The sequence below is a fragment of the Pedobacter alluvionis genome (assembly GCF_003664035.1).
GTDB lineage: Bacteria > Bacteroidota > Bacteroidia > Sphingobacteriales > Sphingobacteriaceae > Pedobacter > Pedobacter alluvionis.
The window spans coordinates 249,715-262,519 of sequence record NZ_RCCK01000011.1; the positions used below are offsets into that span (position 1 = coordinate 249,715).

General features: G+C 40.3%; 10 protein-coding genes. 3 read left to right on the forward strand and 7 right to left on the reverse strand.

What is annotated here, in order from left to right; all coding sequences use genetic code 11:
• Window positions 1-272 precede the first annotated feature (272 nt).
• Window positions 273-746: an ankyrin repeat domain-containing protein gene (locus BCL90_RS08820; protein ID WP_121283661.1), complete on the forward strand. Its 474-nt coding sequence runs from the start codon at window positions 273-275 to the stop codon at window positions 744-746.
• Here BCL90_RS08820 and BCL90_RS08825 read toward each other — a convergent pair.
• The 3 genes from BCL90_RS08825 to BCL90_RS08835 form a co-directional block, all read right to left on the reverse strand.
• Window positions 743-1,351: a hypothetical protein gene (locus tag BCL90_RS08825; RefSeq protein WP_121283662.1), complete on the reverse strand. Its 609-nt coding sequence runs from the start codon at window positions 1,349-1,351 to the stop codon at window positions 743-745. The two genes, BCL90_RS08820 and BCL90_RS08825, sit on opposite strands and share 4 nt — an antisense overlap.
• 610 nt (window positions 1,352-1,961) lie before the next feature.
• On the reverse strand, window positions 1,962-2,324 hold the full coding sequence (locus BCL90_RS08830) for a response regulator (protein WP_121283663.1): 363 nt from the start codon (window positions 2,322-2,324) through the stop codon (window positions 1,962-1,964).
• Complete coding sequence (locus BCL90_RS08835; RefSeq protein WP_244095007.1) at window positions 2,317-3,870, reverse strand: PAS domain-containing sensor histidine kinase; 1,554 nt, start codon at window positions 3,868-3,870, stop codon at window positions 2,317-2,319. Before BCL90_RS08835 ends, BCL90_RS08830 begins: the two co-directional genes overlap by 8 nt.
• Window positions 3,871-4,463: 593 nt before the next feature.
• On the opposite strand from BCL90_RS08835, the gene BCL90_RS08840 reads away from it, so the two are divergent.
• Window positions 4,464-5,786, forward strand: a complete 1,323-nt coding sequence (locus BCL90_RS08840; RefSeq protein ID WP_244095006.1) for a paraquat-inducible protein A — start codon at window positions 4,464-4,466, stop codon at window positions 5,784-5,786.
• Window positions 5,787-5,798: 12 nt separating this feature from the next.
• On the forward strand, window positions 5,799-7,148 hold the full coding sequence (locus BCL90_RS08845; protein WP_121283664.1) for a paraquat-inducible protein A: 1,350 nt from the start codon (window positions 5,799-5,801) through the stop codon (window positions 7,146-7,148).
• Window positions 7,149-7,439: 291 nt separating this feature from the next.
• Here the strand turns inward: BCL90_RS08845 and BCL90_RS08850 are convergent, their stop codons facing one another.
• The 4 genes from BCL90_RS08850 to BCL90_RS08865 form a co-directional block, all read right to left on the reverse strand.
• A complete protein-coding gene (locus tag BCL90_RS08850) occupies window positions 7,440-9,218 on the reverse strand; it encodes a glycoside hydrolase family 9 protein (protein WP_208529794.1) in 1,779 nt (592 codons plus the stop codon).
• Entirely contained in the window at window positions 9,202-9,750 is a 549-nt protein-coding gene (locus BCL90_RS08855; RefSeq protein WP_121283665.1) for a carbohydrate binding domain-containing protein, read from the reverse strand. Before BCL90_RS08855 ends, BCL90_RS08850 begins: the two co-directional genes overlap by 17 nt.
• 356 nt (window positions 9,751-10,106) lie before the next feature.
• Complete coding sequence (locus BCL90_RS08860; protein ID WP_121283666.1) at window positions 10,107-11,219, reverse strand: IPT/TIG domain-containing protein; 1,113 nt, start codon at window positions 11,217-11,219, stop codon at window positions 10,107-10,109.
• 6 nt (window positions 11,220-11,225) lie between these two features.
• A complete protein-coding gene (locus tag BCL90_RS08865) occupies window positions 11,226-12,803 on the reverse strand; it encodes a RagB/SusD family nutrient uptake outer membrane protein (RefSeq protein ID WP_121283667.1) in 1,578 nt (525 codons plus the stop codon).
• Between the last annotated feature and the right edge of the window lie 2 nt (window positions 12,804-12,805).

Genomic DNA, 12,805 nt, shown 5'->3' on the forward strand with positions numbered 1-12,805 from the left:
AAATTACAACCAACAAGAGAAAGATCTTCATTACATTCAGAATGACAGCGTATTTCTACACCGTATTATCCTGAATTTTAGTTATTCCATAAAAATCATTGGAGAAATATTTTAAACTTCTTTTCAATAATTTGCTTCAAGATCTCTCCATTTCGTTGCACTCCAGTCGAGAGGACGATCCTTGTGTTGGGATTTATTTCAAAATCTTCATCTTGGCGTGATTTAAACTGTAAGTATAAAAACCTTTTTTCTACAAGTACAGTTATGTTTACATGGAAAATTTAGACTTATTGATTATACCCGCAGCAAGACAGGGAGAAACCGAAGTATTAAAAGAGCTGATCAAAAGGGGAGCCAACGTTAATGCCAGAGATGAGAAAGGTTATACCCCGTTAATCATCGCCTGTTATAATAATCGTTTATCAAGTGCAGAGATCCTCTTAGATGCAGGAGCAGATATAGATGCTGCAGATTATGGCGGCAATACCGCGCTGATGGGTGTTTGCTTTAAAGGTTACCTGCCGATTGCAGAACTCCTGATTACAAGGGGTGCAAAATTAGATCTCCAACATGGAAATGGCGGAACCGCGCTTATGTTTGCAGCCATGTTTGGCAGGAACGACCTGCTGAAACTCTTACTTGAAAATGGTGCAGATCCTTCGCTTACCGATATCCGCGGACAGCGTGCCGCAGAGCTTGCAGCCATGCAGGGCAATGAAGAAGGACTCGCAATTTTACAACATTAAGGTCTGCCATCAAGCAGTCCTTTTACCAACAGTTTCCATTGAGGATAGGACAAACCCAATTTGGCACTAAAACCAACAATGAGGTTTCGTGCCCTATCGATCAAATTTCCCTCATCGGTATTCGCCTGCTCGTTCCTGCCATGTTCTTCTGCCCATACCGTAATTCTATCTCTGCGGATAGTAAAGGTAGAAGTGGCATGGTCTTTTAAAAAATGAGCAGTCTGTTCTTCTTGATTAAATGGCGAAGGACATGGCCTGACACGCATACTGATCATCTCCTGATCACCGTCATGTTCGTTTCCGATTTCTTCAATCTTCACCCAATCAAACCCACCTCCCGATAATGGCCCGGGTCCAGGGATATCTATTCTGATAAAATCCCCTTTCTGGGCTGATCGAATAGCTTCTGTTCCATCAGGCGCAAAAATTTTAAAGTCTGAAAGCCCAGAGATTTTCCCCCATTCATTCACTAAGAGTAATCGTTTTGCAGCTGCTGAGAAAAATTCCTGAGCCTGAATAAGGCTGTTCAATTTACGTTCTTCAACCACATCCATCTGGCTTCCGATAACCTGTTCGGGTACCAGATTGTTCTTTAGCTTTTTCATTGTCTTTTCTCTTTAGAACCATGCGTTCTTGCGCATAGTTTGATTATTTATTAAAAACATGATAAACCCAGGTGTGTAATAGCCAAAAAATTACAAGAAACATGGTTCAAACCAATCCGCTACTTAATCCTTTCGCCTGGGGTAAGCTAATGCAGCAGATCTTTGATGGTGATAAGAGCCGGAATAATTAGTCCGGAGTTCTTAAAGTTTATAGGAAAAGCTATTGGTTCGTGGAAAAACGAACCAGGGGCATATAATTCCGTTTTCACTGGCTGATTTTAATAGAAAAGTCCTCATTGCAAGGCACGAAGCAATCTTACAACGATCGCTAACAGCGTACGCATTAAGATTGCTTCGTCGGCTGAAAAGCCTTCTCGCAATGACGAAACCTCACAGCTGAAATAAATTGAATATGATGATCGGGGAGAGAATCATTCAAATAAAAAAAGGGAAAACGTACTCCGGATTATGTTAAACAATAGTTGAGGATTTCAAGCTCCTCACTTTATATATACTTGTGAAAAGATTAATTCTATTATCATCCTATAAATACCGCAGAATTTACTTTGCAAACCAGAATAATATAAAACCAAAACAATGCTAATCTCTTCTAATTTAGCAGGGCATTAACCGAATCTAAAATATTGTTTAAATCGAAAGGCTTGGCAATAAATTGATTTGCACCTGCATCATTTGCAATCTGTTCTCCATCCCTGCTGGCTGAAATTACAATAACCTGCAGGTTATCATGACCTGAATGGTTTCTTAATTGCCTCAGTACCTCCTGCCCTGAAAGTCTGGGCATCCACAAGTCAAGGATCAATAAATCTGGTTGTTCCTTATCTATAACCGACTGCACTTTTAAACTATCGTTAACCGAAATGACCGTATGTCCTACTTCCTCCAGAATCATTTCCAACACATCAATAATCCCTTCATCATCATCGCAGATTATGATTTTCTTTTTATCCATTCGGTTCCTTTCCTGCCTTAGGTAATGTAAAACTAAATATAGAGCCTTTGCCTATTTCGCTCTCTACCCACAGGGTGCCGTTATGGTTTTTGATGATCTGGTCGCAGATATAGAGACCTATTCCCATCCCTGGAAATTTCTTTTGGATTTCTACTCCGCGGTAAAACCGATCAAAAACCTTTTTCCTGTCTTCAGGACTCATTCCCAGGCCAAAATCCCTTACTGATACCTTTACATAATCACTTACATTGGCGATATTCACTTCAATTTTATCAGAATCAGGCGCATATTTAATAGCATTTGACAAAAGGTTGCTTACTACCTGAGCTATGTGCGACTCATCAGCCATTACCTCCGCACCAGTCTGGCCATTCAGTACAATTTGATGCCTGGGAACCGTAGCACGCATACCGTCAACGGCTTCTGCAATCATGCTGTCAAAATCGAATTTTGCCATGTGCAGTTCCATATTACCACTTTGAATACGCGAAACATCGAGCAGCTCACTAATTAGCGAGTTTAACCGTTCTACATACACAGATACTTTCCGAAAAGTCGACAAAAATTTTTCACCGGCATTTTCTGGCATAGCGCGTTCCAGCAGCTGCACATAACCTTTAATAGTCGTTAGCGGTGTGCGAAGTTCGTGACTGGCGATAGATAAAAAATCATCTTTCCTGATTTCTACCTCACGCCTTTCGGTAATATCTTCAATAGCCAGCAGGATCTGGTCTTTAAATTGTCCCTCAAATTCTACCCGGTATGCATTCAGGAGCATTAATTTCCTCCCAATGTGTGGAAAATCATGCTCAACCTCAAAATCAACAACAGGATTGTTGGTTGGCAGGATTTTAACGAGCAAATCGCGGAGTTTTGGAATATCCCACTGATGGTTACCTAAATCATATAACTGACGACCTACCGTTTCTTCCTTACTTACCTTAAAAGTTCTCAGAAAATGATAGTTTGCACTCAATACATTAAAATCAGGATCGAGCACTAAAAGCCCCTCGCGTACTGTTTCAATAATACTCGAAAGGAATGCTTCACTTTCATGAAGTTCCTTTGTGCGTTCCTTGATCCTCTTTTCCATTACCAATTTCTGCTGTCTCAGATCTTCCTCCGAATTCTTTCTCGAAGTTATATCATTCTGAACACCTATAAAATGGGTAACCTCGCCTTCCTGATTTTTAACCGGCGACATATAGAGTTCGTTCCAGAACAGGTCGCCATTCTTTTTATAGTTCCTGATTTCTACCCGGCATTCTTCACCCTCAATAATACTCTTGGCTAAAATCGCCCTTTCTTTTTGGTTTCGGTCTTGCGCCTGCAGAAACCTGCAGTTATGACCTATAATCTCCTTCCTGGAATATCCTGTAATATTTTCAAAGGCTTTATTGCAATAGATAATTGGGTTGTCTGGCTGGGTATGATCGGTTATAATAATGCCAGAAATAGAGGCATCTAATGCCATGGTCATCAGCTGGAAATTAGATGCGCCTGCATTTCCTGAAAGTTCGAATTTTCTATTATTTGATGTTTCCAATTGATCAGTATAAAAATGTGAGTATCTGACTTATATTTTAAATAGTGATTTAATCACGCTTAATGAATTAAATTCATCTTATAACCCATTAAGCGATATTTTGTTTTTTTCTTCACAACTAAAATGCGGTGATATTGCTAAAACATGGACGACTATTTAATTTAATCTCTGTGGGATAAAATAGACAAAACAAGATATTTTCTGCTGTAACCGCTTGGTTTTGCAGCAATCTGAAATGCAATTAATTCTAAACTCCCTGCTAAAATAACTTTTTCAAAACAATTCAAAAACTACATCTGTTAAAAAGCCACATCTACCTAAAAATGACTATAAAATCGGTTAGTTGAAAATCGATCCGGCTGCCGGTAATCCCGGCAGCCTAAGTTAAACACCGCGGACATCTTTTTATGATTTATCCCTTCCTTAATGACATTGACCTGGTAGCCTGCCCTGCAAAACTGAAATCCATATAGTTAGCCATAAATAATCTTTTTATGCTGGCTTAAAAAGGGCTAAAACATTTTTCCAAAAATTAATGTTTATCTGCAAATAGTTCCTTTCGGGGAGATGTAATCACTATTTTAACGCACAGATTGGAAAAAATAATCAACAAACCTGCAAAAGGAAAGCTTATTTACCGCATTTTGCTGATCCTTGCATTAGCCGTACTGCTTGTGGCAGAAGGCTTTTTCGGTTTCAGGCTGCATGAATTATCGAAAAAACAGGAACAGATTAAACATGATTATTCCAGGGTAAATAACATTACCTATGGGCTGTTTTCTGTACAACAGTGGAAAGATAAGGTAGCCGACATTGTTCACCACCAGGTTTCCAGTCTTAAAATAACCAGCAAACAAAAAAAGATACTACAGGGTGAAGTTGAGCAGGTATTACTGGCACTTATTGATAAAGCAGAAGCCCTGGTAAACAAACCAAAGAAAACCATCAGTGGCAAGATCCAAAAATTTGCCATCAAAAATTTTGTCAATTCAGATAGCATTCGTGCGCAGGTACCTGCATTTGCCAGAAAAATTATTGCGGAAATAGATAATCCAAAAAATAAAAAGCAACTTGGCCGAATGGCTTTGGGCGAGTTTAATGAAATAGCCAGAGAGGAAAGTCAGGATACAGCATTTGTTGCCAATAATGCCATACTGAAAAAAATTTACCACCAGTATAACGTGTCTTCTAATCAACAGCTAAACCAAAAGCTCATCAGTACATTAAGCAGCATTCGGCAACAAACCTACTACTACTGTTTTGGCATGTTAAGCTGTGTAATTGTAGTCCTTGCATTCTGGTGGTTCTTACGCAAACGCAGGGATTTACATACCACGCTTTTCATTATGTCGTTACTTTTCGCCTTCATCCTTTTAGCTGTAGGCCTAACTGCATCTATGATTGAGGTTGATGCCAGGATCCGCTCTCTAGATTTTGTTTTACTTGGAGAACACGTAGTTTTTAGCGACCAGGTACTCTTTTTCCAGAGCAAGAGTATTTTGGATGTCGTTCGGGTACTGATCAGCCAATCGGCTATAGATTCTGTTCTGGTTGGTGTATTGATCCTGGCTTTCAGTATCCTGTTCCCGGTAGTTAAGCTAACTTCAACAGGTGTGCACCTACTTGGTGGCAAGCGATGGGCAGAAAACGGGATCATCCGGTATTTTGCTTTTCAATCAGGAAAATGGAGCATGGCAGATGTGATTGTAATTGCTATTTTAATGGCATACATTGGCCTTAACGGACTTCTTGAAAACCAGTTGCGTGCATTAAATATCAATAATGATTCGCTTACTATCCTTACAACCAATAACACTGCCCTGCAACCGGGCTACATTATTTTTATCTGTTTTGTACTTTACGGATTGATCCTTTCGACAATTCTTAAATCAATTACTCCGCACGACGTGCATTAAATCCGAAAATAAATGAGCGAATTGCAAAAAGATAACATCAGTACTCCTCAGCAGGTTAAGCAAAATCGATCCGGATCAGCATCTTTTATCCTGATTGCGGCGCTTTCGCTGTTGTTAGTGGCAGCAGCATACTGTGGATACCGCTTCCGTGCACTTGCCTACGAGCGGAAACACATTAAGGAAGATTATAGTCTTTCGAACAATATCACTTTTGGTATATTTTCGGTTGACCGTTGGGGAGATAAAATATCAGCAGTGGTTGATCGCCGGGTAAAGGGCTTTAACCTCAATAAAAGCCAGAAAGCTGATATGCAGCAAGAAGTTGAAAAACAGTTGCACGGTATGGTTAATAAAGCTGTGGCAGAATTTACTAGGCCTCAGAAAGGGCTTGGAGCGAAACTCAAAAAACTTGCTTTCAATACTTTTGTAGATGTAAAAGAGATTCATGCGCTGGTCCCATCTTTCTCCCGTACCATCGTTACCAAAGTAACCAGTCCTAAAAGCCTGAAAAAGTTAAAATCTGTAGCAGTGGGAAAACTTAATGAACTGGAAGCACAAACTTACGACCTGAGCGATCAAACCATCTCGTCGGTAGAACATAACATTTATCAAAAATATAAAGTAAACAATGCAACTGCTTTTGACAAAGTTGTAAATTCTAAACTTAAGCAGATTAAAGGGTTAAGCTATCAATATGCAATAGGTATGACCGCTTGCATCATTATTGCCCTACTGCTCTGGCTAATGTTACGCAGGCGGGTAGATAGTGAGGTTACCCTTTTTGTGATCTCATTGCTTTTTGCCTTTATTTTACTTGCTGTAGGTGTATCTTCACCTATTATTGAAGTAGATGCCAGAATTCATACCCTTGAATTTGCACTGCTTGGAGAAAAACTTGTTTTCACCAACCAGGTGCTCTTTTTCCAAAGTCAGAGTATACTGGGTATTATTGGTACATTGATAGAACAGCCTAAACCAGATGCGGTATTGGTTGGCATACTGCTGATGCTCTTTGTGGTGATATTGCCGCTGTTACGTCTTATTGCCCGTGGGCTGCAGGTATCTTGTACTGAATTACTGGGCAACTCGAAATTCATCCGTTTTCTGGCATTTGATCTCGGCAAATGGGATATGGCTGACGTTATGGTAGTCGGGATAGCAATGACCTATATTGGTCTCAACGGGATATTAAAAAGCCAGTTATCAGGGCTTAATATCGATACTGAGGCCTTAAAAGTAGTTACCATAAACAACTCAGCACTACAGTTGGGCTTCTTCATATTTGTTGCTTATGTAGCTTATAATATCATCTTATCTTCCATTCTCAAACGCATAGATGAGCAAAATGGCCCCTGCAATTAGCAGAGATTTTAAGGTAAAATGAATAGGCATAACAAAAATTTTTTGACCGATATTAGTGAATTTCGGAAAGCACATTTCATTCAGTATTCCACTGATTACCGCCAGCTAACTACCCTCAAACTGATCTAGTCAAAAATACCAAATCGCTTACAGATTAAGATAAATCGTCATTTCGACCGCAGTGGAGAAATCTTTTTACATCATTCAAAGATTTCTCCGTTTCGCTATGCTTCATCCGATAGCCATCGGATCGAAATGACGCCCGATTTTTACTTAGCAGTCTTCTGATTCTTATTTTTTTCCTTTTTCAAGATACTCCATTGCATTTGCTACATATACCAATGGGGCATTCCAATTGATGGCAATTTCATTACTTGCATAAGAGTTGGCATCATCCAGGTATGACGTTTCCGGTTCGGAATCATATTTTATTCCATCTTGTTTTTCCCGGTTAGGCCCTCCAACCAGCATGCCCGGAATAGGTTCGGCAATACCATCTGCAAATGAAAGGCGATGATGCGGGTGCAGCGGTGATTTGTACCCTATACCCGTTACAAAAGAATAACTAGTTGCGTTTTTACCCAGTATATAATCCAGATTACTAACCGCAGCATTGAGATAAGCATCCTTTTTGGAAAATAAATAGGTATTAATCAGTAGTATGCTTTGATTCATAGCTGAAGAATTACTCCCCCATGCAAAGTCGTAAAGCGAGGCGCCAATTACGGTATGATATGGGCCTGTGTTAAAAGCAGCTAAGTAGCGATCAGCAAGTGTAAGTATTTTCTTCTTCAAAATACTGGTTACACTTTTATAACGCTCTGGAAGCTGCCCCTCGCATCTAATCAATGTATAATATCCCAGTATGCCTACATTACTCCAGCTGGGTAGGCTTACCGGAGCATTTAAACGGGCAAAAAAAGCATCAAAATAGGCCTGTTCTCCGGTTGAGGCTAATAGTTCTGCTGAGGCCCAGGTCCATTCATCTTCTAAGTCCTTATCGCCATAGGTGCCCGTGCTTACTTTTAAGTCTGACATCTTATTGAGCAGATCCTGATCGTAAACCACGTTCGGATTATTTAATGACCAGCTCCAGGCCTTCTTAGCGGCTAACAGGCAACTATCTGCCAGCCCGGGATATTGTTCGGGAAAGTGTTTAAAAATGCGATAAGCTTGTGCGGCAACAGCGACTAAATTTAATGTGGCAGCAGTACCTTTTGCCACCACATATCGTTTTGATATGGCCTTATCTGGCATCACCATTGCGTCGAAATCCAGGTTGGTACATTTATGATAAACTCCACCATCAGCAGGATCCTGCATTTTGAGCATCCATCGCAAATTGTAAACGGCCTCTGTTAATATATCCGGAACTTTGTTTTTCGCATGGGGAATATTTACCTCCTGGCCAAGAAAATATGCAGTAAAATCTTCATAAGCAGAAAACAAGGTTGAGGTAGAGATCCCACTATTAACAACATATTTATTGTAATCTCCGGCATCATACCATCCGCCAGTAACATTAATTTTGCTATCGGCCTTCCGGTTTTTAGAAGCGGCCGAGGGATGAATATAGACTGAAGTATCAGGATGCCCGGCAACGCGATTCCATTTCCCTGCATAGCTCACATCCAGCGCAGATGAAGCACGCTGATAATAGAATGCTTTTAATGCAGCCACAGCCAAATCGTGGTGCACACCATCTCCAATCTTAAAAACAGGAGAGTCAGAAACTCCGGGAATACGGATTATATATTGGCCAGGTTGGTCGAAAGCACTAAAATCTGCTATTCTGGTTTTAATTTTCGAGTAGCCGGTAGCTTTTGGTTCAGATAATACACCTGTGTACACAGACTTTCGGTCTGGCATAGACAACAACTCGAAACTATTCCCTGAAACCGCCTGGAGTACAACTGCACTTTTCTCCAGCTTTGGATAATAACCAGACTGGTTTAGAACAATCTCCGGGAGCGCTGTTTGTTGAGCAGTAGCCGCAGTTGTAACCAGCAATAACAACATTAAAAACCGCCTGTATACCATGCCATTCATCATATTACAAATATTTTTCAAACTCAGATTGCGTAATCACTTTCAAACTTACCTCATCGATGAACATGGTGCCGGTTACATAACCCAGTGCAAATAACAATTTTATTTGCGTAACACCCGATGGAATAATATATGCTTTTTCATATAACTTCCAATCTTGATCTCCTGTAACTGAAGCAATGTTGATTCCTTCGCCTATTTTAGCACCCTGTTTGTTAAGGGTTTCGAAAAGAAATAATGCCCCATTCCAGGATTTTGTTCCGGTACTTACTGCATCTGCTTTAATCTTCGCACTCATGAGTATATACTGGGTATTTTTAGGCAAAGGAACAACCTGATGCATACCAGTCCATTTAGAAGAATCTGAAGAAAATATAGCACTACTCATTTTCCCAGAGCTATACATGTAAGGAGTTACTTTTGCCGAGTAATCAACCCACCCATCCAACTCATTTTCGAAGCCACCATTAACCACCTGGTTTTTTTGTGCCAAAGCATGAGTACTGGCTGCCAGCATCATCATGCCTGCTAGCATATATTTTATCAATTTCATTAATCAATTATTTTAAAATTATAAATCTGGAAGAGGTTGTATCCCCTTACCATTGACAGATTTCAAATAAAAAGGATCGTCATCTCGACTGAAGCGCAGCGAAATGGAGAGATCTATCCAAGCAGATTTCTCGGCTGCGCTGCACTCCGCTACCATTGACAGACTTCAAATAAAAAGTGTCGTCATCTCGACTGAAGCGCAGCGAAATGGAGAGATCTATCCAAGCAGATTTCTCGGCTGCGTTGCACTCCGCTCGAAATGACGATAACTTAAGGGAGCTATTTCCTTAAATTTTTAGACGAAATTATAGCAACTTATTTATGATACAACCTCATTAAACTAAAATATTCCTTCAATTAGTACACTCCAATATCATCCAGGTAAATCGTTTCCGGTGCGTTGCCACTCAATTCCTGAAACCCGATCCAACTTAGACTTGCAGGTTTGCCTGGCTGACTGGCATTCTGAAAACGATCCAATGGAACCACATAATTTGTCCACTTGCCAGCATGCAGTACAACACTTACATTACGGTTGTCAAAATCATTTAAGGCAACCTTTACAACTTTACCTTCAGTACCCGCTGTGCCATAAATAGAAAACTTAAGATAGGTTTTGTCACTTAGATCAACAGCGTTATTACTGCCTACTGCATATCCTGCGTAATTTCCGGTATAGGTAAGTTTGATTGAATGGGTACCACGTTTTACCATCTCGGTACTATTTACGTCAGCGTTAGCACCTCCGAAGTTGAAATCGTAACCAGCTGTTATTTGATCATCATAAAATAAATGGCTGAATCCAAATGGCAGTAATATTGGAACCACAACGCCATCGTAGGATACGTATGGACCAGTGCCCGTACCCCCTGGAGTAGTAACACTTACTGCACCCAGTGCCCCTGTTGGTACTGTTACCTTCAGCTCAATGCTGGTTGAAGAGATTACCTTAGCTTCTGTTGCACCAAACTTAACACTTGATACCTGATCAAAACGCAAGCCTGTAATGGTAATTACGTCGCCGGGATTACCCGCAAATTGACTCAAATCACTAATCGCCGGGGCAGGTTGTTTAATACTAAAATTAAAGGAAGTGGTACCGAACGAATTGCTTAGTGTTAATTTCCCTGTTTGATTGATCCATGTAGCGGTTGTCGGAATCGTCACCACAATGCTGTTATCACTGAAAAGGGCGGTATTAAGATCGGCTGATGTCCCATTGAAATCGACTTTGTTGGTCGATTTCAAATTTGCCCCTTCTATAACATAAGTAACACCAACATCGCCGGAAGTAACTGTTGAATCCAGCGGGGTAAGGTTACTATCTCCCGGTCTTACTAAAGTACGAATCCTGGTAATGCTTGGTGCGCCCTGTCCTTCTTTGTCTTTTTTGCAGGAGGTAGCAAAAATCAGCATGCAGCAGATGCCAATCAGATAAAGGGCTATAGTATTTTTATATAACGTTTTCATAATAGCTTATTTAAAATTGTAAGGCACCGGAGCCAATAATAATTTTGGATTTAGGATGGTTTCTGTTGTAGGATAAGGCAAACGAAAATTTGCATCAGCTGGGGTATATTTTTGCCCCCAGATTACAACGGGTGTAGTGTTGCTGTAAATTCCTCTTTCCTGATTGGCAATAATTGCAATTGCTTTAGGATGCGAAGTAACATTAAAACCATCTAACCGCCCCAGGTCAAACCAATAATCAGCCTCAAATACAAATTCCATACGACGTTCCTGGTAAATATCCTGGATAGTGATGGAGGTTTTAGGAATGAGTCCGGCCCTTTTTCTGATTTTGTTAAAAGGTATCAGCGCCGCATCATCAGCAGTACGGTCAGCACCTGCAAGAACTGCCTCTGCTTCGATTAACAATACATCAGCATAACGCATCAGGTAAGTATTATTGCCTGCCGAAAATGATGCACCTTTACCGCCATTATCTGCAGGTGTTCCTACTACATATTTTTTAATAAAAGCTGGCATGCCTTGAGCTACCGCTCCGGCAGGTAAAGTGTAGCCACCTTTGGCCTGGTTAATCTCAGGATAAACATCTCCCTGCGTCATTACCGTTGGCTTTTTCCTTAAATCGCCTGCCTCGAAAGCGGTAAGCAAATCGATAGAAGGCGTAACGCTTCCGTAACCGTCTCCTGTACCCGTAATTTCAGAGTTATATGCAAGAAAAGATTGGAGTGCATTACCATGGCCATACGAAGATCCACCCAACCATTGAATAGCGGCAATACTCTCTTCGTTATTATTATTGGCAGTTTTAAACAAGTCGGCGTAAGTTTTGCCGGAAATATCTACTCCATACAATTTAAATTCGCCACTGTTGATCACCTGTTCAGCTTTTATCCGGGCATTCGAATAGTCACGCATGTATAAATAAACCTTAGATAATAATGCAGACGCTGATCCGCTGGATACTTTACCCTGAGAAACAGAACCTGTTCTGATCATTTTATCACAATTCTCTTCAGCAAATTTGAGATCATTTATAATGAACTTATAAACATCAGTCACAGGATTGGTATTAATCTGATAATTGCTCACATGATCCAGGCTATTTTCTATAATCGGCACATTTCCCCATGTTCTTACCAGATAAAAATAGGCCATAGCCCGCATAAATCTGGCTTCGCCAATTGCATTATTCACTATTGGCGCCGGCACACTGGCTGGTACTTTTGCTTTCAAATTATTAATCAAGGCATTAGATTGGGCAACTACACTGTATAGAGAATTCCAGGCAGATGCCAATTGAGTATTATCTCCTGTTACAGAAAAATTTCCAAAATTGATCACATCAGGAGAATAAGTGTGTGCATTGCCACTTAATAATTCAGAAATACACCAGGAAGCTTTGGCATTCCAATCAAACCACGGAGAGTTGTACAAGGCAATGGTACTGGCCTGAACCTGTTCGGTGTTTTGATAAAAATTATCAGCACTAAGTGCATCTTGTGGAGGAATATTAAAAAAGTCTTTTTTACAGCCAGTGCTAACAATGGCTATAAAAATAAAGCTGTATATTAAATATGATTTCATTT